Here is a 25,826-nt window from a genome sequence, read left to right as displayed (position 1 = left end):
GCGGAATGCGCTCATTCGGGGCCTTCTCCATGCGAAGCCGATAGATGCGCGCTGCGCAGCGCATTGGGATCGACGAGGGATAGCTTGTCGACGAGCTTGCGGTAGATGCGGTCGCGGATCCACGGTTCGGTGGAGGCTTCGCATGCTTCGGCAAGGTCGAACCAGCGCACGTCCGCGTTCTCGTCGGGCTTGCTGCGCAGCGGGTCGCGGGGAGATGCGACGGCCAGGTAGGTGACGTTGAGGTGCAGGTGCGAGCCGACGTACGCGCCGCGCTTCTCGTGCCCGTTCACGGTAAGAACTTCCAGCGAGAAGATGCCGCCCGGCCCGCAGGGCACCAAGCGCGCCCGCGCGATGCCCGTCTCCTCTTCCAGTTCGCGCAGCGCGACGCGCGCCAGCTCGCGCTCGCCGTCGGCGTGCCCGCCGATCCACGACCAGGAATCGTAGATGCGATGGTAGACCATGAGGGTTTTGGCCGCGCAGGGGTCGACCGTCCAGATCGAGCACGTCACGTGCGCGGGCGACGTACGGTCGAACGCATGCGGATCGGCCTCCAGTCGCTGAAGGATGGTCGTTCGGTCCGCGGCCTCCTGCTGGTTGAAGGGCCGGTACGCGCGTATGTCGTCGATGAGCGTCACGAGGACATTGTACGGCGAGCCGGACGCGGGCGCCAGACGATTCCACGGTGCTTTCTGTTACACTTCACCTTGCTGAACGACAATCAAGAAGGAGGCCTTCCATGACGGCCAAAATCATCGAGTTTCCGGGCGACAACGGCTCCCCATCGGCGCAGGAGCCCACTCTTTACCAGATCAAAGCCACAATCCTCGAATCGGAGCCTCCTATTTGGCGCAGGATCCTGGTTCCCTCCGGAGTGGACATGGGCCTGCTTCATGAATCGATTGCGAAGTCGTTCGACTGGGCCGGCTATCATCTGTACCTGTTCGAGAAGGACGGCGTCTCCTACGACGCTCCGCAGCTCTACGACGACATGGCGACGAAGCCCGCAGGAAGCGGCGCGCATTACAATGCGGAGAAGAAGGGCGTGGCCGAAGTGCTGCGTCCGGGAGACAAGCTTCTGTACACCTACGACTTGGGGGACAACTGGGAGATAGAGCTGGAGGTCGAGGACGAGGTTCCCGAATCCGATATCCTGGTTCCCTTCTTCCCGATATGCGTGGACGGCGCGCGCCTCGCCCCGCCGGAAGACTGCGGCGGCGTGGGCGGGTACGAGGACTTGTGCCGCATCTTGGCGGATCCCTCCGATCCTGCGCACGGGGAAATGCTCGATTGGGCCGGTTACGAGAGCGGCGCGGATTTCGACCCCGAGTTCTTCGACGTCTTCGGCCTGAACGAGTCGTTCGCCTTCGACATGGTCGATGAAATGGAGGCCGACCTCATTCCCGACGACCCCGAAGAGCTCAAGGAGATGTGCAAGAGCCTCCTGGTCGAGAAGATGCTCATGATGATGAGCGTATCGATGAGCATGAACCTCAAGGAAGACGGCGCGGTTCTCTAGCCGAGCCTTTTGCTTCCCAATAAAAAGAGAAAGCCCGGCCGCTTCGGCGTGCCGGGCTTTCTTGCGAGCGGGTTTACTGCGCGGCCAGCAGGCTTGCGAACTGGAACGTGGTGCAGTCGACCAGCCCTCGGTTCGTCAGGCGCAGCTCGGGCAGACAGGCCAGGGGGATGAGCGCCATGGTCATGAACGGCGAGGGCATCGTGCAGCCGATCTTTTCCCAGGCGCCTTCCAGCGCATGAACCTTCGCGCTCAACTCTTCGGCGGGAAGCGCGTCCATGAGGCCGGCGATGGGCAGTTCCACCAAGCCCAGGATCTCGCCGTCGGCTACAACCACCATGCCGCCTCCGCAGGAAGCCAGCGTGTTCGCGGCCAGCGCCATGTCGTCGTCGTTCGTGCCGACTACCAGCAGGTTGTGCGCGTCATGCGCCACCGTGGACGCCATGGCTCCGCGCTTGATGCCGAAGCCCTTCACGAAGCCGTAGCCGAACGTGCCGGTTTCGTGGTGCCGCTCGAATACGAACGTCTTGAGCACGTCGAGCCCGGTGTCGGACTCCAGAAGCCCTTCGATCACCGGCAGGTCCACGTGCGTTTCGAACGTTCCCACCTTTCCCGGTATGACTTCGATGGTGCGGATGCGCGCAGCCGTGTTCGACGCTCCTTCGGGCACCGGCACGGCGAACGTCTCGGGCGTGATGTCGAGCCCCAGGTGCATGGAGTGCGTTACCCATGCGGGGAACACGAACGGCTCCAGGTCGAACGTCGGCCTGCCGTCTTCGGCGACAACGTCGCCGTCGATCAGGACGCGCGTGACGCGCAGGTCTTCCAGGTTGTCCAGGAACACGATGTCGGCGCACTTGCCCGGCGCGATGGAGCCCAGATCGTGATCCATCTGGAAGCACTGGGCGCAGTTGATGGTGACCATCTGGATGGCGGTGACGGGGTCGATGCCCAGTTCGACCGCCGTGCGCACGATGTGGTCGAGGTGCCCGTCGGCCACCAGGGTGTGAGGATGCGTGTCGTCGCTTACGAGCACTGCGTAGCGCGTGTCGATGTCGTTGCCGGTCACGGCTTCGGCCAGCACCGGCAGGTCTTTCCAGGCGGATCCGTAGCGCAGCATCGCGTACATGCCGAAGCGCATCTTGGCCAGTGCGTCTTCGGCGCGCGTCGATTCGTGGCAGCAGCGCACGCCCGAGGCGATGTAGGCGTTCAGCCCTCGGTCGGTTTCGGGCATGGAGTAGTGGCCGGTCACGATCTTGCCGGCTTCCAGCGTGGCTCCCACTTCGCCGTGCGCGTGATCGGTGCCGCCCAGGATGCCGGGGAAGTTCATCATCTCGCCCAGCCCGACGACGCTCGGCCAGCTCATGGTCTCGGCAACGTCTTCGGGGCCGACGAGCGAGCCGGTGTCCTCGAAGCCGGGGACCGCGGGCACGCACGACGGGGTGGTGATCATGGTTTTGAGCGGCGTGCGATGGGCGTCCTCGTCCATCACCTTCACGCCGTCGAGTCCCAGCACGTTGCAGATCTCGTGCGGATCCATGTAGATGCCCGTGGTGCCGTGGGGAACGACGGCGCGCGCGTATTCGCCCACGCCCATCATCGACGATTCCACGTGGATGTGCCCGTCTAGGAATCCGGGCGCGATGTACTGTCCCTGCGCGTCGATGACCTGCGTGCTTTCGCCGATGCAGTGTTCGGCGCTTCCCAAGTAGGCGATGCGCCCTTGCGCGATGGCCACGTCGATGCCTTCCTGGATCTCCGCGGTGCAAACGTTCACCAGCTTGGCGTCTCGAATCACGACGTCGGCCGGCTTTTGCCCTTGCGCAACGGCAGCGAGCGTCTTCGAGCATTCCCAGAGCGGTTTCTTGCAGAAGTTGTTGATCATACCGGAGCTCCTTCGACGGGACGGCGCCATGCGGCGCACGGACTGGTACGGTCATTATCTGCCTTGCCGGCCGGATCGTCGAGGGTGCTTCCCGGGTCTTCAATCGGAAAGCGCAAGCGTGCCGGGCCTTGCCGAGTTCCATGCGCCCGGCTGGTGCCGTTCGCGCGCGGCCCGATGGTACAATGCAGAAGGAAACGGGGCGGTGAAAGAGTCGACGGAACGGACGGTGCTTCATGAAGATAGCGGCGAGCGCGTGTTTGCTGGGCGCCCCGTGCCGGTTCGACGGCGCCTCCAAGCCATGCGCGGACGTGCTGGCCTTGCGCGATTTCCACGAGGTGACGCCCGTGTGCCCCGAGGTTGCGGGCGGTTTGAGCGTGCCGCATCCGGCGTTCGAGATCGTGGCTGAACAGCGCGCGCTGCGCGTGGTGGACTGTCAAGGCACAGACGGAACCGACGCGTTTCTTGCCGGAGCGCAGAGCGTGGTCGATTGCGTGCGCGCCCAAGGCTGCCAGCTTGCGGTGCTGAAGTCGAAAAGCCCCTCCTGCGGCAACGGCCTTATCTACGACGGGACGTTCACCGGCACGCTCGTTGCCGGGTACGGCGTGGCTGCGCGAGCGTTGCGCGCCGAGGGCGTCCGCGTGCTCGACGAGAACCAGCTACGGGCGTGCGTCGCCGCCAGCGTCGCTCGCGATCCGGGCGCGTTGCCCGCCGTGCTCGCGTCGTCGTCCGCGCAGTGCCCTGCGCTCCAAACCGAGCGCCTTGTGCTGCGCCCGCTTACCGAGGCGGACATCGACGACGTGTTCGCGTACTGCAGCGATCCCGCCATCGGGCCGGACGCCGGGTGGGCGCCGCATCGCACGCGCGAGGATGCGCGCTTCTTCGTGGAAGAGATCGCTTCGGCACCGCACGTGTTCGGCATATTCGAGCGTTTCGAGGACGGTGCATGCGGGCCGTGCATCGGCTCGATCGGCCTTATCCGCGACCCGCAGCGGCGCAACGTCGACTGCCTCATGCTGGGCTATGCGTTGGCGAAGCGCGCGTGGGGGCGCGGCTACGTGACGGAAGCCGCACGCGAGATGATCCGTTACGGCTTCGACGAGCTGGGCCTGCTGCTCGTCTCGTGCACCTGCTACCCGTTCAACGATCGCTCCCGGCGGGTCATCGAGAAGTGCGGGTTCTCGCGCGAAGGCGTGCTGCATGCGGCGGAGCCTTCTCATGACGGGACGCTTCAGGACCTGCTGCTGTACTGTTTGGCCAGGGAGGATTGGCGCGCCGAAAGAGCGTGAGGCCGGGCGGCCTGCTGCGCGCGGCTCACGGGCTCGCGCATGCGGCGCCGCAGGGCTTGCGGGCCGGGCGCCGTTGGCGGCGGCAAGGTGTATACTGCTGCACGAACAATGCCGAACGAAGCGGCGCGCCCACAGCACGGCGTTGCCGCGAGCCGCTATGAAAGGACACCCATGCTCGTTACCCCGCTCGCGCATGCTGCGCAGAACGACTACCTGGCCGAACGCTTCCGGAAAGCCTACGAGTTCCTCTCGCGCGACGACTTGGCCGCGTTGCCGCTCGGACGCGTCGACATCGACGGCGACGACGTGTTCGCGAACGTGCAGGAGTACGAGACCGTTCCCGCGCCGGACAAGCGCATGGAAGCCCACCGCCGCTACTACGACGTGCAGTTCGTGGTTTCGGGCGAGGAGCTGATTCAGTACGCGCCGCTCGAAGGCATGATCGAGATCGGCTCGTTCGACGAAGATTCCGACTTCGGCGTGTACGGCACGCCTCCGGGGTGCAGCAGCATCGTGCTGCGCGCGGGCCAGATTGCCGTGTTCGCCCCCGAAGACGGGCATAAGCCCGGGTGCTCGTTCGGCGCGGCGAAGCATGTGCGCAAGATCGTCGTGAAGGTGCGGGTCTAGCGTCGCCGTGCGGTCCGATTCGACGGACGCCGCCCACTATCTGTACGTGATCGAATGCGCGGACGGCACGTGGTACACGGGCTACACGGTCGACGTGGCCGAGCGCGTGCGTACGCACAACGCGGGCAAGGGGGCGAAGTACACGCGCTCCCGTCTGCCGGTTCGCCTTGTCGCGCAGGCCGCGTTCGCAACGAAGCGCGAGGCCATGAGCGCGGAGTACCGCTTCAAGCACCTGTCTCGACCCCAAAAGGAGCGCCTGGTTCGACGGGCTTTTCAAGAGCCGTTCGACCAGGTGCTTCGTGCTGCTCTGCCCGATGCCTTCCATGAAGGGGAGGCCGACGGCTCCTGATTTCGGGTCGTCCGGTGTCAAGGGCGTGACGGTTATTCGAAGTCCAGCGCTCGTCATCGCGAGAGGTGCGGCTCGTGGTAAGATTGCTCACAAGCACCAAGCATTGCAAGAAGGACGGATATGCAAACCTACATCGCCCATTACTCTTCCCCCGTCGCTTCCGACGCTCGAGCGAAGGGCCTGTTCGAATTCGAGAGCGAGTCCCGTGCGGGAACCAAGGGCAACCAGCGCGATGCGCGCCTGAAGATGCTCGAGCTGTACGGAAAAGACGCCGTGTCGTGGAGCATCGTGAAGGTCGAGCGCAAAAAAGCCACCACGGTGGCCTGCGACGAGCAGCTGGAACTCGATTTCCGAGCGCCGAAGCCCGAGCGCAAACGCGCGAAGAAGAAGGAATGGTGGTAGCCGCGCGCGAAAGCGGCATCGTCTCATAAGGAGCATCATGAAGAAAAACCAGGTGAAATACCTCAAGCGGCTTTTGGAAACCCCGTCGCCCACCGGAAGCGAGATCGCGGTGGCCAAGGTTGTCCGCGAGCGCCTTGCCGACACGGCGGACGAGATTCAGACCGACGTCATGGGCTCGGTCCATGCGCGGCTGTTCGGGCGCGGGCTGGGTCCGTCGCTCATGCTGGCTGCCCACATGGACGAGATCGGCCTTATGGTTACCTACGTTTCCGACGACGGCTTTCTGTCGGTGTCTGCCGTGGGCGGCGTCGACGCGGCCATCCTGCCCGGCTTGCGCGTGGACGTGCACGCCTCCAACTCGATCGAGCCTCTGCGCGGTGTGGTGGGGCGCAAGCCCATCCACCTGATCAAGGCCGACGAGCGCAAGAACGTGACGCCGATCGATCAGCTGGTCATCGACCTGGGCATGCCGGCCAAGCGCGTGAAGAAGCTCGTGCGCGTGGGCGACGTCATCACGTTCGGCGTGGGCTTCGAGCGCTTCGGCAGCAACATGGCCGTGTCGCGCGCGTTCGACGACAAGGCGGGCGTGTGGGTGGTCACGCGCGTGCTCGAGAAGCTGGCCAAGGCGGGCCGTGCGCAAGGCGACTTCATCGCGGCCGCCACGGTGCAGGAGGAGATCGGCGTGCGCGGGGCAACCACGTCCGCATACGGCGAGAACCCGGACGTGGCCATCGCCTTCGACGTCACTCATGCCACCGATTACCCCGGCATCGAAAAGACCAAGTACGGCAAGATCGTGTGCGGCGAAGGCCCCGTCATTGCGCGCGGCCCCAACATCAACCCCGAAGTGTTCGAGCGTTTGGTGGCTGCGGCGAAGGCCGAGGGCATTCCGTACCAGATCGAGGCCGAGCCTGCGGTGACCGGCACCGATGCGCGCGCCATTCAGGTGACGCGCGGCGGCATCCCCACGGGCCTCGTGTCCGTGCCGCTGCGCTACATGCACACGCCCACCGAGGTGGTGTGCCTGTCCGACCTGGACGCCACGGTGCGCTTGCTGGTTCGCTTCGCGCTGGATCTGGACGAGGACGCAAGCTTCGTGCCGGGCATGGGCGGCTATGCGAGCGACGCGCAGGACCCGGCGGATTCCGACGTTGCGGCCGACGCGCTTCGCGAAGCCGCTGCGGAGTAGGAGAGTAACACGCTCATGAAACGCGAAGCGCAGACCATAGCCAAGAACCGCAAGGCGTTCCACGAGTACGAGATCCTCGAAACGCTGGAGGCCGGCATCGAGCTGACGGGCACCGAAGTGCGCTCGCTGCGCGAGAACCACTGCCAGCTGACGGATTGCTTCGCGCTCGTCCGCAACGGGGAGGTGTGGCTGCACAACGTGCACATTCCTCCCTACACGCACGGCAACATCGCGAACGTGGATCCGGACCGCAAGCGCAAGCTGCTGCTCCATAAGAAGGAGATTCGCCAGCTGCAAGAGCAGGTGAAGGAAAAGGGCATGGCCATCGTGCCCCTTAAGATGTACTTCAAGGAGAATTCGCTCGTGAAGGTGGAGCTGGCGGTCGCGCGCGGCAAGAAGCTCTACGACAAGCGAGCCAGCATGGCTGCCCGCGATTCTCGCCGCGAGGTGGAGCGAGCGCTGAAGGAGCGCAACCGTTAGATGCCGAGCCGCGCCTCGCGCAGGTCGACGAAGTGGAAAAGGAGGCCATCATGGGCTTGGACGAACAGCTGGAGAGCATGGAAGCCGGCGCCGAAACGGAGGCCGAGCTGATCGATCAGCAAACCGAGATCGAAGACGTCGAGGAATTCCAAGACGACGAAGAGTTCGATCCGCGCGACGACGAAGAGAACCTCGAGGAGGCGTACGAGGACTTCTTCGCCGAAGAAGGGCCCGACGGCGAAGGGGAGACCAGCCCCGATGGCGACGACGGCGGCCTGGCGGCAGTCGTCGAGCAGAAGACCGGAGTCGATCTGTCCGAGGAGGGCTTTCATATCGTAGGCGACGATGACGAGGAGTTCATCGACGAGCCTTCCGATGAAGACGACGGGTACGAATTGGTGGAGCTCGAGCTGGACGAGGACGATATCGTCCGCTATATCGAAGACGACGAGGGCAATCGCATCGGCTTCGTGCTCATGGAGGACGGCGAGGAGGCCGAGTACCTGTACGTCGAAGACGACGAGGACGAAGAAGAGGGTGCCGAGGAGGACAACGAATTCGACCTGGGCATCACGAAGGAAGGCGTTGCTCAGGCGACCGAGGACGTCAACGCCATCTACAAGGACGGCATCGCCGTTGCGGCTGAGTTGAAGGGTGCGTTCGACGACATCAAGAGCGCCCTTGATTTCAGCTCGCTTTTGAAGAAGTAGCGGCTGCTTGCCGAACTGCCTAGTTGCCTAGCTGAAGGGTCTTCGGGGAAGCGCTCGGAGGCCCTTCGCTTGACAAACCGGGATCACCGGATAGAATGAACGTTCGCGATGCATCTGACGCTCCGGCATTCCGATACACCGGTAGGCGATGTCGTCGCGTGAACTTTGACAAGGTGGGGCTTATCGACCCTGGACGTTTCGCCGAGCAGGCGAACGGCCTTGCCTTATGCAAGGGGGCGACTGGTTTCGACATGGTACGTTTGAAATGAGGAGCAGGTCGTGGTCTCCTCGCCACGTTAAACAGGGGTACCGTCAATTTAATTGGCAAGAACAACACTCAGAGCGCTCCGGCGCTCGCCATGGCTGCTTAATCGCACCTGGCTGTCGGCCTTGGGATTTCCCCGACTCTCGGTCCGGCATCAACTAAGGGGAATGCGCTTGAGCACGTAGCCGGTATGGCTCAAGCAAAGATCGAACCGGCTAGGTTGGGCTACGTTTGTCGATGGACCGCGCCCGTCCGAAATCCGACCAACGACTAAGCTTGTAGAGCCTCATGGATTATGTAGTATGGACCGGAGTTCGATTCTCCGCGCCTCCACCAAGACAAGCAAGCCGCCAGATCGTGCGAAATCGCAGATCGGGCGGCTTTTTTTTGTTTCAGGTTCGCATGGGGCGAGCAGGCTCGTTGGGCTGTTGCTTCAAGCGTGCGCAGGCAAGCGGAAGCCCGGGTTCGGACGCGTCGGTGGCAACCCAGCGCGTGGAAACGCCCCTGATTCGCGCCCAACCCCGGGACTTCCGCGCTGCCGCCGAACGGCTCGTTAGTTGTAGCTGCTGCCGTTTTGTTACAGAAAAAGCAGCTTTTGCTTGCTACAATAATGCGACGCCCCGACCTCATGAGAGAGATTATGAGCGACAAGAAATATAACAAGGCTGCGCACGGCCGTCATGCCGCTGGCGCGCAGCGTCCGAACGATACCGATTCTGAGCAGGTATTTTCTCCTGTTCCCTCCGATTCTTCGGCTCCCGATGCGACGGCCGCCATGCCGCCCGCTTCCGCTTCGAAGGCGGAGGACTATCCGTTGATGTACGCTTCCGAGCAGGTGTACGCGTCCCCCGACTCGCTCCATACGCTCTCTGCGGATGCGATGGCCGTTCCCCGTCGGCGGCGCAGGCCGTTGAAGGTGCTCGCCATCGTGCTGGGCGTGATCGTGGCGCTGGCGGCTGCTGCATACATCGGCGGGTCGGTGTACTTCTTCGATCGATTCATGCCGAACTCCGCCATTGGCAACGTGGACGTGTCGCTCATGTCCTCCGCGGATGCCGAGCGTTCTCTGGCATCCTCCGTCGAGGATTACAAGCTTACCGTGACCGGGCAAGGGTTCACGTTGAAGTTGACGGCTGCCGATGCCGGTCTGTCGCTTGATTCCGAAAAGATCGTCCAGCAAGCTCATGCGGATGTCAACCCGTGGGCGTGGCCCCTTGAGCTGGCGCGCGCGCACGATGCTACCGACAAATTGGTTGCAAGCTTCAACGAATCCGGCCTTGAGCAGGCCGTACGTAAGGCTGTGGAAACGTTCAACGAAACCGCTACGCCGCCAGCGGATGCCACGGTTGCCTACGATGAATCCGTAGGCGCATTCGTCGTGAAAGCAGAGGTCTCCGGAACCGCCCTTGATGCCGATGCGGTTGTGCGGGCGGCTGACGAGGCGTTGGTAGCGCTCGACCCCACGGCCAAGCTGACGGCCGACCATCTGAAGAAGCCGACCGTCCTCTCCTCCGATCAGCGACTGAAAGCTGCGGCCGATTCGGCCAACACCATGATCAAGGCGAACCTCACGCTCACTATGGGCGGAACCCAGGTGGGCGCTGTTAATCCCGACCTTGTTTCTCAGTGGGTCGTGCTCGGCGAAGACGTGAACGCTACGTTGAACGAAGAGGCTCTTACCGCGTGGGTCGACGGGGTGGTTGCCGCGTGCGACACCGTGGGCACGGCGCGTACGTACACGCGGCCCGACGGCAAGGTGATTACCGTCCAGGGCGGGTCTTACGGATGGGACGTCGATCGCGATGCGCTTCTTGCCATGGTGAAAGAGGCGGTCGCTGCAGGAAGCGTGCAGAGCGCGGAGGTGCCCACGTTCTCTTCGGGCACGGCGTTCAATGGCGCCGGCGCCCAGGACTGGGGCGCTCGGTACTGCGACATCGACCTGTCCGAGCAGTACGTTCGCTTCTACGATGCTTCGGGCGCGCTGATCTGGGAGGCCCCGTGCGTGAGCGGCACGCCTAACGGCGCGCACAATACCCCCACGGGCGTGTACGTGCTCAACTCGAAGGCTTCTCCGTCAGTGTTGAAGGGAACGAACCTGGACGGTTCGAAGTACGAGTCCACCGTGCAGTACTGGATGCCGTTCGTCGGCAACGTGATCGGCATGCACGATGCCGATTGGCAGCCGTATTTCGGCGGTACAAGGTACCAGGACGGCGGCGGAAGCCACGGTTGCGTGAACCTGCCGCCTTCGTCTGCTGCGGCTTTGTACGGCATCATTCAGCCGGGTGACGTGGTGGTTAGCCACTGGTAGGCTATACCACGGTCAGATCCGCTATGCCAAGCGGCATCATGCGCGCCAGTTCGGAGAGCGGCATTTCCACCTGGCATCCGATACGCCCTCCGGAAAAGGCGATGCGCTCGAACAGCTCGGCTGTTTCGTCGATGGTCGTGACGAACTGCTTTTTCATGCCCACGGGAGAGCAGCCTCCGTGCACGTAGCCGGTGAGCGGTAAAAGCTCGCGCGCTTTGATCATGGCTACGGCTTTCTCGTTCACGGCCGCCGCTGCCTTCTTGAGATCGAGTTCGCAGGCCACGGGTATCATGAACACGTAGTGTTCCCCCGATTTTCCCTGCGTGACCAGGGTTTTGAACACGCGGTCCTGGTCGAGTCCCAGAAGCTGTGCCACCTCGACGCCCGACAGGGCCTCGGGGCAGTCGAAGAAGCGCACTTCGAAGTCGACATGGGCTGCTTCCAGTTCGCGTACGGCGTTGGTTTTCGTTTCGTGTTGCTTGGACATGGTTCGCTCCTACACGCCGCCCACCAAAGCGGCAAGAACGGGGATGGTTACAAGCGAAAGCGCGGTCGTCACGAACGTTCCGCGTATGATGGTGTTCAGATCTCCTCCGTAGCGCAGGCATAGGATGGTGCCGTTCGTTGCCACGGGCATTCCGTTCACCACGACCAGCACGCCGAGCAGCAGCGGGTCGGCAACGAAGGGACTGAACGCAAGCCAGATGCATACGGGAATGATCAGCAGGCGAAACGCCGCCATGATGTAGGTTCTGAAGTGCGTGACCATTGTTTTTACAGGCACGGTTGCCAGGCTCGATCCAATGATGAGCAGCGCCGCCGGCGTGGTCATCGAGCCCATGGTGTCGATGGCTTCGCCGAACACGCCGATGTCCGTCACGTTCAAAAGCGCGAGCGCCATGGTTGCAAGGCATGCGATCAGACTGGGGCTGATCAGGTTGCGCGCGCCTTCGCGCACCTGTTCTTTCAGGCTTCGCTCGGATTGGGAGAGCATCATAACGCCTGCGGTAAACACCAAAATGTTGAAAGGGATGTTGAATATCGCTCCGTAAAGAACTGCCTCGCGGCCGAAAACCGCTTCGAGCACCGGGTATCCCAGAAAGCCCGTGTTGCCGAACGCCAGCATGAAGCTGTACGTTCCGCGTTTCGAGGGATTGAGCCCGAACAGAAGCGGCACGGCGAAGGCGATGGCAAGGACCAGCGCGAACGCGAGGCACGAGAACAAAAGGATGGTTCCGATAGTGGCGGGATCGGGCAGGCTGTCGCGCGTGAGGACGGATGCCAGGATCGTGCATGGGAGGGTGATGGTCAGTACCAGGCGCGAGAGCATCTTGTCCGATTCCTCGCTCATGACGTGCAGCTTGCGCGCGACGAATCCAAGCGCCATGGCTAAAAACAGCACGATCATCTGGTATTCGATAGCTTGAAAGCTCATGGGCTTCTTTCTTCGGGGGTTCGTTCGGGTTTTAGGGCAGCTGCAAGATTAGCAGAAACTATGGCAGCCCGGTGCCGATTCGGTGCATGAACCGAGCCTGCGGTATACTTGGATGCATGGACGATCTTCGAACATCTACCGAGTCGCGCGAGAACGGATTGCGCATTCCTTACGACAACGCGCCGATCGGCGTGTTCGATTCAGGCTTTGGCGGGCTTACCGTTGCGCGCGAGATCGCGAAGGCCCTTCCGCACGAGTCTATCACGTACCTAGGAGATTCGGCTCGCTGTCCCTACGGGCCTCGCTCGTTGTCCGAGGTTGACGGATTCGTGCAGCAGATCGGCGGTTGGCTGGTGGAGCGCGGCGTCAAGCTCATCGTCATCGCGTGCAACACGGCGACGGCTGCCGGTTTGGCTCATGCTCAAAAGACGTTTCCCGTGCCGGTCATCGGCGTGGTGGAACCTGGGGCTCGTGCGGCGGTTCACGCTACGAAGAGTCGCCGGGTCGGGGTAATTGCAACGAAGGCGACGGTGGACTCGAACGCGTACACCGACGCCATCCGCCACATCGACGCGGGGATCACCGTGTTCTCGACGGCTACGCCCCGTTTCGTCGAGATTGCCGAGCAGGGCATTCGCATGGCCGAGGGACCCATTGAAAACTACACCTCGCTTGCGTCGAAGGTCTACATCCGTCCGGCGTTCCAGGAAATCGCGAAGGAGTATCTCGAGCCGCTCCGTCGATGCGACATCGACACGCTGGTGCTTGGCTGCACGCATTTTCCGTTGCTGAAAGCGCTGATAGGCGGCGTGGTGGGGCGCGATGTCACGCTCATCTCGTCGGCTAAGGAAGCCGCGAACGACGTGATGCAGATACTCGGTCGACGCGGAGCCCTTGCTTCGTGCGACCATGTGCCGCGCTACGAGTTCTACACCACCGGAGAGGATGCCGAAGAGTTCCGCACGTTCGGCAGCCGGGTGTTTCGCAATCCTATCGACGCCGCCGGGCGCGTGGACTTTCCCCCGTGCTCGTAGGCATTTTGCGTCAGCTACAGGCCGCTGGCATGAAAGAGACGAAAGGCATCGCATGAAAACGGTTGTCATCGCAAGCAACAATGCTCATAAGGCTCAGGAGATCGCCGAGGCGCTGGACTTTCCCGGTTGGGAGTTCGGCACGCTGCGTCAGCTGGGGATCCAATCCGACCCTGCAGAAGATGCCGATACGTTTTTGGGCAACGCGCGCATCAAGGCGCGCGCGGCGCACGAAGCGAGCGGCGGGAAGGCCGTTTTGGCCGACGATTCCGGTCTTGAGGTCGACGCGCTCGACGGCGCGCCCGGCGTGTACTCGGCTCGTTACGCAGGCGAAGACGCCACCGATGCCGACAACAACGCCAAGCTTCTCTCAGCGCTTGCGGACGTGCCCGATCACGACCGTACGGCGCGATTCGTGTGCACGCTCGTGCTGATCGACGAAGACGGTTCGGAAACGGTGGCGCGAGGTACCGTGGAGGGCCGGATCGGGCATGAGGAGCGAGGGAGCAACGGCTTCGGGTACGACCCGCTGTTCCTGCCGGACGTGTTCGCGGATGGCCGTACGCTTGCCGAGGCGCTTCCCGAAGAGAAGAACGCGGTGTCTCATCGCGGCAATGCCCTGCGCGAGCTGCGATCGAAGCTGGAGGCGAAGCGCTAGCAACCGTGCGCTGAAGCGCCGTACGTCGTACGGGCCGTTCGAGCTGCCCTCCGGCGCTCGCCGTCTTTGCGTTTGCCATTATCATGCGGTTCGTTTAACGCGTTGACGTTTTTGGGTCGAGTTCATGCCTTGGGCATTTCTTCGTAGGAGTGCGTGGTACAATTAGGCCACAAAACGAAGGGAGTTTGAAATGCCCCAGCTTCAGGAAAAGCCCTATCGCGCACCGAGGTGCGTGCCTATTCGGGACATGAAGAACACGGCTGCGTTCACGACGCTGGTGGAGGAGTCTTCCACTCCCATCACGGTGACGAGGAACGGCTACGACGCGTTCGTGGTAATGCGCAGCGAAGACTACGAGGCGATGCAGGTCGAATTGGCTCATGCCCGGTTGCTGTCGAGAATTTCGCAGGCCGAGGCTGAGTATGCTTCCGGCGATTTCGTCGGCGGCAAGGAGTTCACGAGCAGGATGCGCGGCGAATATGGCCTATGAGTACGTTATCCTCAGGGGCGCTCAAAACGACTACCGGGGCATTGTCGAATACCTTCTCGATGTGAAGAGAAGCCCTCAAGCGGCTCGGAGGTTCGTTGACGAGTTCGATCGTCAGCTTGGCATCGTGTGCGACAATCCTCTGTTGCATGCATTGTCCCGCATGCCGGAGCTGGCCTCGTTGGGGTACCGGTCTTTCTTCGTGAACAAGTACATCGTTTTGTACGCCTTTAGGGACGATCGCGTGGTGGTTGCCCACGTGCTTCATCAGACCCAGGATTACGCGCGACTTGTCATGTCGCGGGAGCTCGAATAACAAGCGAGTCCCGTTGTGGCGCGAGCTGCGATCGAAGCTGGAGGCGAAGCGCTAGCGACCGCGCGCTGAAGCGCCGTACGTCGTACGGGGCCGTTCGAGCTGCCCTCCGGCGCTCGCCGTCTTTGCGTTTGCCATTATCATGCGGTTCGTTTATCATGTATAGGCTTTCGTCAAGCCGAACGTCGGGATGTGGCGCAGCCTGGTAGCGCGCCTGCTTTGGGAGCAGGATGTCGCAGGTTCGAATCCTGTCATCCCGACCATTTTTCTTCTTTGAATCGTATCGGCGTCCGTGCAAGCGGTTTGCAACTTTCCAAGACCCCGGCGTTCCTGTCGAGGCGCAAACGCCGCCGGCAACCGTTTCCTTCCCGTTTCGCGTCCTGTGCGTCGCGCGCGCCTTCTTGTCCTACCATGTTTTCAAATGAGCATGAGACTAGATAAGGGGGCGATAGCGATGGAATCCGTCCATTCCGAAGCCGATCGTGAGTTCGACGATCTGCTGACAGCCTTGCGCGTCCGTTTCGAACAACATCCCGAGCGTCATCTTGATGCGTCATGGGACGACGTGCGTCTTCGCCTTGCGGCGACTCCCGGGAAGCTGGCCGTCTTGCAGGCCATGGAGGCATCCGGCGGCCAACCTGACGTCGTGCGCGATCGAGCCGCTGGCGATGCGCTCGCGTTCTTCGACTGCTCGCCTGAAAGTCCTGCCGGGAGAAGAGGCTTGTGCTACGACGACGCAGCGCTTCAAGCTCGCAAGCGCAACAAGCCGCAAGGGAGCGCGCTTGGCGTGGCGGATGCCATGGGCGCGAAGATTCTCACCGAAGCTCAATACCGGGGCTTGCAGGAGGTCGGTGCGTTCGACCTCAAGACGTCGAGCTGGATAGATACTCCTGACGACGTGCGCGCTTTAGGCGGCGCGCTGTTCTGCGACCGTCGTTACAACCGCGTGTTCACGTTTCACAACGGAGCCGATTCCTACTATGCGGCGCGCGGGTTCCGCGCAATGCTGGAATTGTAGCCTTGCTGACTCAAGGGAAGCGAAGGAAAAAAGAAGCCCGATCGCGATGATCGGGCTTCTTGAGCGTTCGTGGAGCGGGTGACGGGAATCGAACCCGCGTCATGAGCTTGGAAGGCTCAGGTTCTACCATTGAACCACACCCGCATATCGCATTAAGCGCGGCGCCTATTGTACCGCAAGTTTCTCCGATGCGCGCAAAATTATCCCAGGGAATCCACGAATCCGGTCGAACCCGGCCATCGACGCGAAAACCCAAAGCGGGAATCGAGCCGCTTTCGCCCCGATGCTTGCCGTCCTGCGCAGTGGAAACCGGAAATTTTGACAGGAATCGATGCTTTTTGCCGCATGCGGAGCGGTTTGCGGCAGCATCCCGATTCATCGCGCAAGAGCCATCGTCGCGAAACGCCTGCTCGAAAGCGCACCGCGACTCGGTCGAATTGAGATCGGGTCGCGGTGCACGGGGTCCTGCGACTTCGGCGCGGGGGAGGGGGCGGCGCCGAAGCCGCAGCGCAAAGATGTGCCCGGTGCGTTCGACGCCAAGCGTTTGGAAGGGATGCTTGGCGGCTGCAAAATCGTCTGCACCGGGCGAAACGGCTTACTTGCCCAGGTACTCCTTGGCGTCCTTCATTGCCAGGCGCCCGGAGTTCACGGCCCAGGCGGCTTGCGAGCCAGGTGCGAACTTGACGTCGTAGGAGTCGCCGTACAGTCCGCCTGCGTCGGAGCCTCCGGCGTACAGGCCCGGAATCACCTGGTCCTTGTCGTCGAGGACTTGTATCTTCTCGTTCACCTTGATGCCGCCGCACGTGGTGTAGAACCCGTCAGCGGTTTCGCACAGCCAATAGGGGCCTGCGTCCACCTTGTGCATGAACTTGGATCGCTTGCCGAATTCCTCGTCGGCGCTGGGGTCTTCTCCGTCCAGGCCCGCCGCGACGTCGCAGTAGGCGTTGTACTGCTCGACGGTCGCCTTGACGGCGGCGGGGTCCAGCCCGACTTTGGCGCAGAGGTCTTCCAGCGAATCGCCCACGTGGCAGCCTTCGGCTTTTTGCAGGACCTCGCGCGCTTTTGCCAGCGGCGTTCCCGGCGTGCCGAACGAGAACACTTGCCCGTCGGGGCCGTCGGCTTCCCAGCGCTTCATATCTGCTTCGGTGAACAGGGCGAACGTTTTATCCTGGTTGCGTACGCACATGCCAGCGCCCGAGAAGTCGTCCAGCCAGAGGTCTTCTTTGCAGAATCGCTGGCCCTTTTCGTTGAGCCATACGGTGGGCTGCACGCCTACGGAGTACGCGTCGGTGGTCCACGTTGCCGTAACGGCTCCTATGGTGACGGGTCCGCACCACATGACGGTGCCCAAGCCTTCGGCGAATTCGGCGCCGGCGTCCTTGGCCATCTTCAATCCGTCGCCCGCCCGGCAGTCCATGCCGAGCGCCTGGATGTTCTCGTTTTTCGTTTCGGACACGCTGTAGAGCATTTCGGGGTTGTTCGCGTAGCCGCCCGTGCATATCATGACCACGGGCGCTTCGACCTTCAATACGTCGCCGTTGTCCTTTTCGGCCAGAACGCCGGCCACTTTGCCGTCTTCCAGGATCAGCTTGCGGCCGAATGTGTTGAAGTGAGCTTCAACGCCCAGTTTCTCGGCCTCCTTGCCGAAGCACTGCATGAAGTAGCCGCCGGGGCTGGCGTTGTCTCCCTTGTCGTAGACGTGCCATACCTTCGGACCGGCGCCGATGGAGATGTTTCCTTCGAATTCGATGCCGTGGCTTTCCAGCCAGTCGATGGTTTCGGACGTCTGCCCGAAGAAGTTTTCGTACAGCTTGTGCTGCGGAATCCAGTGATGGTAGTTCAGGCACGTGTTCGTGGCGTTCTTCACATCGTACGGGGCGTTGGGATTGTAGGCGCCGGCGAACATGATGTCGCCGTCTGCCTTGGTGAAATGCGTTTCCAGGGCCGTCATGCCTTCGGTTCCGATGAACGATCCTCCGTATCCGGAAAGACGCTCGATCACAACCGGCTTGAGACCCAGGTCAATGGCTTGGATGGCCGCTGCCGTGCCCGTTCCTCCCGCACCGACGATGCATACGTCCGCCTTGACGGTTTCTTTCGGCTCTCCCAGTTCGGGGATGTTCCACAAAGCATCGCTGCCGTTTGCGGCAGGCTCGTTGCCGCCCGCTTCGGGCGCGGAAGCCGGGTCCTTGCTGCCTGTGGCGGGCGCGCTCGGGCTGCAGCCGGTCAGCGCGGCTCCGGCGAATCCTGCGGTCAGAATGCCGGCCCCTGCGAGAAACGATCGACGACTCAAGTTGCTGGTTGCTTCGGACATGATGATCCTCCTTGTACGTCGCTTCCCTGAGAAGCGATTCCAGCCGCCCTCCTGCGGCGTGCCTTCAGTTTGGCCCCTCGGGATCGGGTTGCGCAATGGATTCGCGGCCAGCTAGCCGATGCCCCTTGAAACGTTTGGTTTCACCCGTTCGTACGCGGTTGGTAGTACAATAAGGTTCGATCTGGAGAAGGGGAGGGAGGGCTCCATGCTTCAGGACAGGTGCGACTACTTCATACTGGCGTATGAATCGCCCAGCTTCAGCGCTGCCGCCGCCAAGGTTCCCATGTCTCCTCAGGGATTCACGAAGGCTATTCGCAGTATGGAGCGCGAACTGGGAGTTTCGCTGTTCACCATGGACGAGGACGGCTCGCGCGTTGCCACGCCGTACGCCCATGAGTTCTACGAGTACGCTAAACGCGTGCGAGCCGAGCGCAATTTGCTGGCAGCTGCGTTCGATCGCATAGCTTCGAGCGGCTACGTCGAACTGCGCATTGCCTGCTCGCTCGGCATCCCCGGTTTTCTCGGCTGCGATTTCTTGCAGGATTACCTCAAAACCCATGCAGACGTGTCCATATCGCTGTGCGAAATGCCCGACGCTCTGTGCGAGGCCGCGCTGAGAGAGGGTCTCTACGACATGGCTTTGACCGTCGTGCCGTGCGACGAGGAGTTCGAATCCCGGCTTCTGTACACGTCTCCCGTATGGTATTGGGTGCGCCGCGACGATCCGCTCGGCGATTGCGAATCCATCGGTCCCGAGGATCTTGCGGGCCGACGCATCGCCATGCCCGGCGACGATTTCAAATGCTACCGCGCGCTGTCGGATTGGTTCGCGCGCGCCGGAGCGAATCCGCCCGAGATCGTGAAGTACTCCGAGATTTTCTGGATATACGAGTTCGTGCTGCACGGGAGGGGCGTCGGGTTCACGCTGCCTCATTTGGCGTGTTTGGAAGTGTTCAAGGGCAACGAGGACGTGCGCGCCGTGCCTTTACGCGGATTTACGTGGGGATTCGGGGCGTCTCGTCTGAAAACGCGAACTCCCACGTCTGCTGAAGACGAGCTGGTGGAGTACTTGTGCGAGCGTGCCGCTCGTCTGCGCAAGCGATTCTGAGTGCGCAGACGAGAAGTCGGGGCACCGCTTTAGGATACGATGCCCCGCAGGTACGAGACGATGTCGTCCGATTCGTACAGCGGACGGTTGCCGATAACGAGGCAGGGGACTTGCTTCTTGCCTCCAATGCGCACGAGGTCGTTCTGGTTTCCCGGTTGCAGCGTGTCGCGCGTGTCCATGGTGATCTTGTTCGCGTCCATGAATCGTAGAACTTTTTGGCAGTACGGGCAGGATTTCTTGTAGTAAAGCGTGTGGTTTTCCAGGTAGGGCATGTGCGGCTCCTCTCGATGCGCTGAGCAAGGGCGAGCGTTTCTGTCGGTGATTTAGATTACTATTCTAACTTATCATCTTTAGGGGAAGCGCCCTGCGACGCAGCTGTTGCCAATCGGTTTCCCGAACGGGCGTCGAATGGGCGCTGGGTTTCCAGCCTGTTGTTGGAAAGAAAAATAATGCGCAAAAACTATTGCAATAAAAAAAGAAATTTGAAATAATTCAAAGTTTTTTAAAATGGAGTCAGTAAAAAGCCGTTTCGCGAAAGCGAAACGGCTGGAGCAATCTGGTGCGCCCAGCAGGACTCGAACCTGCAACCGACGGATTAGAAGTCCGTTGCTCTATCCATTGAGCCATGGGCGCGTTTCATTGAGCATCGGTATTATACCTTAAATGAAGCCGGGCGGGACAAACTATGAGCCAATGGGGCAATAGGGCTTCTCTCGTGGTAAAAATAGCCGTAGACCAGGGGTTTTATATAGCTCAGACCCGATTCGAAAGCATGAATGGCTCCTAAAGCGCCCGCGCTGGAGCGCAAAGCGTCGACCTGTTTGCAGGGTAATTGCATCTTTTTGAATATTTATGCATAAACACGAAACAAGGCCCGGGTGCGAAAGGGGGGAGGCACGCTTGTTTTTGTGCGGATAAGGCCGTTTTTGGGTGTCTAAACGCTTTAGTTTGCGCTAGTAAATGTGTTCAAAATGTGAAGAAATGCGTAGATTTACCTTACCATTCGCCGAAAAAGCACGTGCCTTTGCGAGGGGGTCCGTTTTGTTTCGGTTTTGTGGTTGCAATTTATTTCGAACCATGAGATTTTGGCGATGTCGAACGGACGCCCGGTGCGCAACGGGCGCTGCCGCAAGTCGAAAATCTGTAAATGCATAAAAGGAAAAGGAGGGTTGCTATGGCTGGCGTGAACGTCAAGAGCGAGATCAAGCCCTTGAAGAAAGTTCTGCTCCATCGCCCTGGCCGAGAGCTTCTGAACCTGACGCCGAACACGCTCGAAGAGCTGCTGTTCGACGACATCCCGTTCTTGAAGGTCGCCCAGGAGGAGCACGACGCTTTCGCGCAGATTCTGCGTGACAACGGCGTCGAGGTCGTTTACCTGGAGGACCTCACGGCTGAGGTGCTCGAGTCTGACCCTGCGCTGCGCGAGCAGTTCCTGAAGCAGTGGATCGAAGAGGCCGGCATCCGCACGGAGCGCTACCAGAAGATCATCTTCGACTACCTGCAGGAGAACTTCCCCGATGCCAAGGACTTCGTCATGAAGACGATGGAGGGCATCAACCTTACCGAGCTGCATACGGACAAGTCGAACTCCTTGGTTGACCTGGTTTCCGAGTCTTCCAAGATGGTCGTCGCCCCGATGCCGAACCTGTACTTCACCCGCGACCCGTTCGCGTCCATCGGCAACGGCGTGTCCATCAACCGCATGTACTCCGTCACGCGTAACCGCGAGACCATCTACGCCGAGTACATCTTCAAGTACCATCCCGATTTCCAGGGAACCCCCGAGTACTACAGCCGCTACAACACGTTCCACATCGAGGGCGGCGACATCCTCAACATCAACGATCACGTGCTGGCCATCGGCATCTCGCAGCGCACGGAGCCCGACGCCATCGACGCGATCGCGCACAACATCTTCAACGATGAAACCAGCCCGGTCGACACCATCCTGGCGTTCTACATCCCGAACAACCGCGCCATGATGCACCTCGACACGGTGTTCACCCAGATCGACGTTGACAAGTTCACCATCCACCCGGGCATCATGGGCCCGCTGACCGTGTTCGAGATCACCGCCGAAGGCGATGGTATCAAGGTCAAGGAAATGAACGACACGCTTGAGGATATCCTCGAGAAGTACGTCGGCAACCCCGTGGAGCTCATCCCCTGCGGCGGCGGCGACCGCATCGCGGCCGAGCGCGAGCAGTGGAACGACGGCTCGAACACGCTGTGCATCGCTCCGGGCACCATCGTGGTGTACGAGCGCAACGACGTGACGAACGCGCTGCTCAAGGAGAAGGGTCTCAACGTTTTGGAGATGCCCTCCGCCGAGCTGTCCCGCGGCCGTGGCGGCCCGCGCTGCATGAGCATGCCGCTGATCCGCGAGGACTAGTCTTACCCTCGCTCGTGCGATAATCTAGTTCCATCCGGTTTCTGTCTTTTACGGTGCGCCAAGACTGTGCGAAGCGGTCGAGGCGCACCGAAAAGGGGCAGGTGGAAAACTTGGCGCCGCCTGCCGATTTTCAAGTTTGTTGTCAGTAACGACGAAAGGAATGAACTATGCCTACTAGCCTGAGCGGTCGCAACTTTCTGAGGCTCCTCGACTTCACGACCGAGGAGATCGAGTACCTCCTGAAGCTGTCCCGCGAGTTCAAGAACCTGAAATTGACGGGTACCCCCCATCGCTACCTCGAGGGCAAGAACATCGTCCTGCTGTTCCAGAAGACGTCCACCCGTACGCGTTGCGCGTTCGAAGTTGGCGCTATGGACCTGGGCATGGGCGTGACCTACCTCGATCCCGGCAGCTCGCAGATGGGCAAGAAGGAGTCCATCGAGGACACCGCCCGCGTGCTCGGCCGCTTCTACGACGGCATCGAGTTCCGTGGCTATGCTCAGACCGACGTCGAGGAACTCGGCGCCAACGCTGGCGTGCCGGTGTGGAACGGCCTGACCACCGAGTGGCATCCCACGCAGATGCTCGCTGACATCCTGACGGTGCAGGAGAACTTCAACTACGACATCAAGGGCAAGACCCTGGTGTTCATGGGCGACGCTGCCAACAACGTTGCTCGTTCGCTCATGGTCGTGTGCTCCAAGCTGGGCATGAACTTCGTTGCCTGCGGCCCCAAGGAGAACATGCCGGAGGCCGAGCTGGTCGAGACCTGCAAGGAAATCGCTGCCGAGAACGGCTGCACCATCACGCTGACCGAAGATGCCAAGGCCGCCTGCACGGGCGCGCATGCCATCTACACCGACGTGTGGGTGTCCATGGGCGAGCCGGACGAGGTGTGGACCGAGCGCATCCGTCTGCTCGAGCCGTATCGCGTGACCTCCGAGCTCATGGCTGTGGCTGACCCCAACGCCATCTTCCTGCACTGCCTGCCGGCCTTCCACGACACCAACACCACCATCGGTGCCGACATCGCCGAGCGCTTCGGCGTCACCGAGATGGAAGTCACCGACGAGGTGTTCGAGTCCAAGCAGTCCAAGGTGTTCGACGAGGCCGAGAACCGCATGCACACCATCAAGGCTGTCATGTACGCCACCCTCTCCTAAAGAAAGACAAGGTGAATTAGCATGCCTTATCAGAAGGGTGACGGCAAGTCCGTTGTCATCGCGCTGGGCGGCAACGCCCTGGGCAACACGCCCCAGGAGCAGCTCCAGCTGGTCAAGGACACCGCCAAGAACATCGTCGACATGGTCGAGGAGGGCACCAACGTCATCGTGTCCCACGGCAACGGCCCGCAGGTCGGCATGATCAACAACGCGTTCGCCTACGCGAGCGCCAACGACGGCAAGACCCCGGAGATGCCCTTCCCCGAGGCCGGCGCCATGAGCCAGGGCTACATCGGCTACCAGCTGTCCCAGGCCATCCTCAACGACATGAAGCTGCGCGGCATCGACCGCTCGACGGCCTGCGTCGTGACGCAGACCGTGGTCGACCCCGCCGACCCGGCGTTCCAGAACCCCACCAAGCCCGTCGGCGCCTTCCTCTCCGAGGAGGAGGCCAAGGCCAAGGCCGCCGAGACCGGCTGGACCTACAAGGAGGACGCGGGCCGCGGCTGGCGCCAGGTCGTCGCCTCCCCGAAGCCGGTCCGCATCGTCGAGTTCGACGCGGTCAAGGACCTCATGGACGCGGGCTACATCGTGGTGTCCACGGGCGGCGGCGGAGTGCCGGTGTTCGAGAAGGAGGGCCTGTACGAGGGCGTCCCCGCGGTCATCGACAAGGACCGCTCCAGCGCCAAGCTGGCCGCCGACTTCGGCGCCGACATGCTGGTGATCCTCACGGCCGTGGAGAAGGTCTGCATCAACTTCGGCAAGCCGGAGCAGGAGGAGATCTCCACCATGACCATCGCCCAGGCCGAGGAGTACATCGCCCAGGGCCAGTTCGCCCCCGGCTCCATGCTGCCGAAGGTCGAGGCCTGCATCGAGTACGTGCGCGCCTACCCCGAGGGCAAGGCCCTCATCACCAGCCTCGAGTGCGCCGCCGCGGGCCTCGAGGGCAAGACCGGCACCATCATCACGGCGTAGTTCCCGCCGTTTGGAGTACTGAGGCCCGCTGAGGGCTTTGGGAATCCGAAACTGTTCTAAGCGGCGGCGCCTGTGTAGCGCGGGCGTCGCCGTTAACTGGGGTACTGTCGGATCATGCGGTTATGCTTCCACTGATTCGTCTATCAATTTCTCGTTCGCACCTGTCTATCCACCTCGATCCTCAAAAAGGAGGGGTTTGTATGACCGAGAAAGAAAAGGAAAAAAGCAGAAAGAAGCGTTCCATCTCTTCGTTCACCATCCTGTTGATCATCCTGATCGCACTGGCGCTGATTACGGTTGTCATGTCGTTCATGGGTGTGGAAGGTGTAACGGGAGCTACCGTTGCCAATGTGGCGACGGCACCCGTCAAAGGCTTCACCGATGCGCTCCCCGTTTGCTTGTTCGTGCTGATCCTGGGCGGTTTCCTGGGCATCGTCACGGAAACGGGCGCCTTGGACGCCGGCATTGCCGCGCTGGTGAGAAAGCTCAAGGGTAACGAGCTCATACTCATTCCCATCTTGATGTTCATCTTCTCGATTGGCGGCACGACGTACGGCATGTGCGAGGAAACGGTGCCGTTCTACCTGCTGCTGGCTGCCACGATGGTAGCCGCTGGCTTCGACAGCGTGGTCGGCGCGGCGGTCGTTTTGCTGGGCGCCGGTTGCGGCGTGCTCGGCTCGACGGTCAACCCGTTCGCGGTCGGCGCAGCCGTTGACTCGCTGTCGTCTACGGGGCTTGCCATCAACCAGGGCACCATCATCATGCTCGGCGTCATCTTGTGGCTGGTCACCTTGGCCATATCCATCGTGTTCGTGATGCGTTACGCGAAGAAGGTCAAGGCCGACAAGGGCTCCACGATTCTTTCGCTGCAAGAGCAGGAAGTCATGAAGGCCGAGTTCGGCGAAGCTCAGCAGGAAACGCAGGATGCCGAGGCGAATCCATCCGAGAAGCTTATGACGGGGCGTCAGAAAGCCACGCTTGTCGTGTTCGCGCTGACGTTTGTAATCATGATCGTCGGGTTCATCCCCTGGGGCGATTTCGGCGTCGAGATATTCGATGCTGGTTCCGCTACAGAAGAGGTGACGACGCAGGTTACCGGCGACGACATCTCTGCTAAGTGGGTCGACAAGAAGGTTGGCGGCGAGATCGCGTTCGACGGCAACGTCGAGGGCACGGTTACCACTGAAGAGCAGATCTCGGACGGCTGGTCCGCATTCCTGACGGGCCTTCCGCTGGGGCAGTGGTACTTCGACGAGGCTTCCACGTGGTTCCTCATCATGGCTATCATCATCGGCATCGTCGGTGGCGTGTCCGAGAGCCGTTTCGTGAAAGCGTTCATCAACGGTACGGCCGATATGATGAGCGTTGTGCTGATCATCGCCATGGCTCGTTCTATTACGGTGCTTATGGGCGAGACCGGCCTGGACATGTGGATTCTCGAGAATGCGGCAGCTGCACTGAACGGCTTGTCGGCGATCATCTTCGCTCCGCTGTCGTTCCTGCTCTACATCGTGCTGTCGTTCCTGATTCCGTCCTCGTCCGGCATGGCTACGGTATCCATGCCCATCATGGGTCCGTTGGCTAACTCGCTGGGCTTCTCGACCGACGTTATGATCATGATCTTCAGCGCCGGCAACGGCCTGGTGAACCTGTTCACCCCGACCAGCGGCGCTATCATGGGCGGCTTGGCGCTTGCGAAGATCGAGTACTCGACGTGGCTCAAGTTCGGCGGCAAACTGTTCGTCGTGCTTGGCGTTGCCTGCGTGGTCATCCTCACCGTTGCGATGATGTTGATTCCAGGCGCTGCTTGATCCTGATTCCGGTTTTTCGGCAATAGGCGCAAAGCAGGCGAAAAAGACGGCCTCCGCTTCGGCGGGGGCCGTCTTCGCTTGGTCGGAATGCTGCGAGAGGGGGA

25 protein-coding genes, 3 tRNA genes and 1 other RNA gene are annotated in these 25,826 nt (G+C 61.5%); 21 read left to right on the top strand and 8 right to left on the bottom strand.

What is annotated here, in order from left to right; genetic code table 11:
- Positions 1-11: 11 nt before the first annotated feature.
- Entirely contained in the window at positions 12-635 is a 624-nt protein-coding gene (locus tag ACTQZK_RS08400; RefSeq protein WP_441899292.1) for an NUDIX hydrolase, read from the bottom strand.
- Positions 636-736: 101 nt separating this feature from the next.
- On the opposite strand from ACTQZK_RS08400, the gene ACTQZK_RS08395 reads away from it, so the two are divergent.
- Positions 737-1,516, top strand: a complete 780-nt coding sequence (locus ACTQZK_RS08395) for a plasmid pRiA4b ORF-3 family protein (RefSeq protein ID WP_114567569.1) — start codon at positions 737-739, stop codon at positions 1,514-1,516.
- 73 nt (positions 1,517-1,589) lie between these two features.
- On the opposite strand, the gene ade is transcribed toward ACTQZK_RS08395, so the two are convergent.
- Positions 1,590-3,398 carry an adenine deaminase gene (gene ade, locus ACTQZK_RS08390; RefSeq protein WP_441899290.1) on the bottom strand — a complete coding sequence of 603 codons (1,809 nt, stop codon included), beginning with the start codon at positions 3,396-3,398 and terminating at the stop codon, positions 1,590-1,592.
- Between the two features lie 233 nt (positions 3,399-3,631).
- Between ade and ACTQZK_RS08385 the strand changes: the two genes are divergently transcribed.
- The 9 genes from ACTQZK_RS08385 to ACTQZK_RS08345 all read left to right on the top strand — a co-directional run bounded on the left by ACTQZK_RS08385 (position 3,632) and on the right by ACTQZK_RS08345 (position 11,017).
- Positions 3,632-4,684 (top strand): GNAT family N-acetyltransferase, encoded by a 1,053-nt coding sequence (locus ACTQZK_RS08385; protein ID WP_441899288.1) that lies wholly within the window; start codon positions 3,632-3,634, stop codon positions 4,682-4,684.
- 171 nt (positions 4,685-4,855) lie between these two features.
- Positions 4,856-5,311: a YhcH/YjgK/YiaL family protein gene (locus ACTQZK_RS08380; RefSeq protein WP_114567566.1), complete on the top strand. Its 456-nt coding sequence runs from the start codon at positions 4,856-4,858 to the stop codon at positions 5,309-5,311.
- Positions 5,312-5,318: 7 nt separating this feature from the next.
- Positions 5,319-5,660: a GIY-YIG nuclease family protein gene (locus ACTQZK_RS08375; protein ID WP_216529653.1), complete on the top strand. Its 342-nt coding sequence runs from the start codon at positions 5,319-5,321 to the stop codon at positions 5,658-5,660.
- 120 nt (positions 5,661-5,780) lie between these two features.
- Positions 5,781-6,062, top strand: coding sequence for a hypothetical protein (locus ACTQZK_RS08370; protein WP_114567564.1), 282 nt, complete (start codon positions 5,781-5,783; stop codon positions 6,060-6,062).
- A gap of 37 nt (positions 6,063-6,099) precedes the next feature.
- Positions 6,100-7,251, top strand: coding sequence for a M42 family metallopeptidase (locus ACTQZK_RS08365; protein WP_225748937.1), 1,152 nt, complete (start codon positions 6,100-6,102; stop codon positions 7,249-7,251).
- 15 nt (positions 7,252-7,266) lie between these two features.
- Positions 7,267-7,731, top strand: coding sequence for an SsrA-binding protein SmpB (gene smpB, locus ACTQZK_RS08360; protein ID WP_114567562.1), 465 nt, complete (start codon positions 7,267-7,269; stop codon positions 7,729-7,731).
- 50 nt (positions 7,732-7,781) lie between these two features.
- The gene (locus ACTQZK_RS08355; protein WP_441899285.1) at positions 7,782-8,441 is read left to right on the top strand and encodes a hypothetical protein; all 660 of its coding nucleotides are present in this window, start codon (positions 7,782-7,784) and stop codon (positions 8,439-8,441) included.
- Positions 8,442-8,673: 232 nt separating this feature from the next.
- Positions 8,674-9,042: a transfer-messenger RNA gene (ssrA, locus tag ACTQZK_RS08350) on the top strand.
- A gap of 304 nt (positions 9,043-9,346) precedes the next feature.
- Entirely contained in the window at positions 9,347-11,017 is a 1,671-nt protein-coding gene (locus ACTQZK_RS08345) for a L,D-transpeptidase family protein (RefSeq protein ID WP_231088287.1), read from the top strand.
- Position 11,018: 1 nt separating this feature from the next.
- On the opposite strand, the gene ACTQZK_RS08340 is transcribed toward ACTQZK_RS08345, so the two are convergent.
- Positions 11,019-11,504 carry an aminoacyl-tRNA deacylase gene (locus ACTQZK_RS08340; RefSeq protein WP_114567560.1) on the bottom strand — a complete coding sequence of 162 codons (486 nt, stop codon included), beginning with the start codon at positions 11,502-11,504 and terminating at the stop codon, positions 11,019-11,021.
- 9 nt (positions 11,505-11,513) lie between these two features.
- A complete protein-coding gene (locus ACTQZK_RS08335) occupies positions 11,514-12,452 on the bottom strand; it encodes an AEC family transporter (protein WP_114567559.1) in 939 nt (312 codons plus the stop codon).
- A 116-nt stretch (positions 12,453-12,568) separates the two neighbouring features.
- Between ACTQZK_RS08335 and murI the strand changes: the two genes are divergently transcribed.
- The 6 genes from murI (at position 12,569) to ACTQZK_RS08305 (ending at position 15,959) form a co-directional block, all read left to right on the top strand.
- On the top strand, positions 12,569-13,486 hold the full coding sequence (gene murI / locus ACTQZK_RS08330; protein ID WP_114567558.1) for a glutamate racemase: 918 nt from the start codon (positions 12,569-12,571) through the stop codon (positions 13,484-13,486).
- A 52-nt stretch (positions 13,487-13,538) separates the two neighbouring features.
- Complete coding sequence (rdgB, locus tag ACTQZK_RS08325; protein ID WP_114567557.1) at positions 13,539-14,141, top strand: RdgB/HAM1 family non-canonical purine NTP pyrophosphatase; 603 nt, start codon at positions 13,539-13,541, stop codon at positions 14,139-14,141.
- A 190-nt stretch (positions 14,142-14,331) separates the two neighbouring features.
- The gene (locus tag ACTQZK_RS08320; RefSeq protein WP_220149580.1) at positions 14,332-14,631 is read left to right on the top strand and encodes a type II toxin-antitoxin system Phd/YefM family antitoxin; all 300 of its coding nucleotides are present in this window, start codon (positions 14,332-14,334) and stop codon (positions 14,629-14,631) included.
- Positions 14,621-14,944, top strand: a complete 324-nt coding sequence (locus ACTQZK_RS08315; protein WP_114567556.1) for a type II toxin-antitoxin system RelE/ParE family toxin — start codon at positions 14,621-14,623, stop codon at positions 14,942-14,944. Before ACTQZK_RS08320 ends, ACTQZK_RS08315 begins: the two co-directional genes overlap by 11 nt.
- 183 nt (positions 14,945-15,127) lie before the next feature.
- A tRNA-Pro gene (locus ACTQZK_RS08310) sits at positions 15,128-15,204 on the top strand.
- Positions 15,205-15,395: 191 nt separating this feature from the next.
- The gene (locus tag ACTQZK_RS08305; protein ID WP_441899281.1) at positions 15,396-15,959 is read left to right on the top strand and encodes a DUF4256 domain-containing protein; all 564 of its coding nucleotides are present in this window, start codon (positions 15,396-15,398) and stop codon (positions 15,957-15,959) included.
- 70 nt (positions 15,960-16,029) lie between these two features.
- Here the strand turns inward: ACTQZK_RS08305 and ACTQZK_RS08300 are convergent.
- Both ACTQZK_RS08300 and ACTQZK_RS08295 read right to left on the bottom strand, forming a co-directional pair.
- Positions 16,030-16,103, bottom strand: a tRNA-Gly gene (locus ACTQZK_RS08300).
- Between the two features lie 451 nt (positions 16,104-16,554).
- Positions 16,555-18,273: an FAD-dependent oxidoreductase gene (locus ACTQZK_RS08295; RefSeq protein WP_114567554.1), complete on the bottom strand. Its 1,719-nt coding sequence runs from the start codon at positions 18,271-18,273 to the stop codon at positions 16,555-16,557.
- A gap of 205 nt (positions 18,274-18,478) precedes the next feature.
- Between ACTQZK_RS08295 and ACTQZK_RS08290 the strand changes: the two genes are divergently transcribed.
- On the top strand, positions 18,479-19,381 hold the full coding sequence (locus tag ACTQZK_RS08290) for a LysR family transcriptional regulator (protein ID WP_114567553.1): 903 nt from the start codon (positions 18,479-18,481) through the stop codon (positions 19,379-19,381).
- 29 nt (positions 19,382-19,410) lie between these two features.
- On the opposite strand, the gene ACTQZK_RS08285 is transcribed toward ACTQZK_RS08290, so the two are convergent.
- The gene (locus ACTQZK_RS08285) at positions 19,411-19,653 is read right to left on the bottom strand and encodes a glutaredoxin family protein (RefSeq protein ID WP_114567552.1); all 243 of its coding nucleotides are present in this window, start codon (positions 19,651-19,653) and stop codon (positions 19,411-19,413) included.
- A gap of 285 nt (positions 19,654-19,938) precedes the next feature.
- Positions 19,939-20,014 (bottom strand) — tRNA-Arg (locus tag ACTQZK_RS08280).
- Between the two features lie 541 nt (positions 20,015-20,555).
- On the opposite strand from ACTQZK_RS08280, the gene arcA reads away from it, so the two are divergent.
- From arcA to ACTQZK_RS08260, 4 genes are all read left to right on the top strand, one after another.
- A complete protein-coding gene (gene arcA, locus ACTQZK_RS08275) occupies positions 20,556-21,773 on the top strand; it encodes an arginine deiminase (protein WP_441899279.1) in 1,218 nt (405 codons plus the stop codon).
- 167 nt (positions 21,774-21,940) lie between these two features.
- The gene (gene argF, locus ACTQZK_RS08270; RefSeq protein WP_114567550.1) at positions 21,941-22,936 is read left to right on the top strand and encodes an ornithine carbamoyltransferase; all 996 of its coding nucleotides are present in this window, start codon (positions 21,941-21,943) and stop codon (positions 22,934-22,936) included.
- A gap of 21 nt (positions 22,937-22,957) precedes the next feature.
- Positions 22,958-23,911 (top strand): carbamate kinase, encoded by a 954-nt coding sequence (gene arcC, locus ACTQZK_RS08265; protein ID WP_114568045.1) that lies wholly within the window; start codon positions 22,958-22,960, stop codon positions 23,909-23,911.
- A gap of 200 nt (positions 23,912-24,111) precedes the next feature.
- Entirely contained in the window at positions 24,112-25,722 is a 1,611-nt protein-coding gene (locus ACTQZK_RS08260; RefSeq protein ID WP_114567985.1) for a YfcC family protein, read from the top strand.
- The last annotated feature ends 104 nt before the right edge of the window (positions 25,723-25,826 follow it).

It is taken from the genome of Paraeggerthella sp. LCP19S3_G8 (genome assembly GCF_052119225.1).
Classification (GTDB): domain Bacteria; phylum Actinomycetota; class Coriobacteriia; order Coriobacteriales; family Eggerthellaceae; genus Paraeggerthella; species Paraeggerthella hominis.
This window is presented reverse-complemented; position numbering and strand designations above follow the sequence as displayed.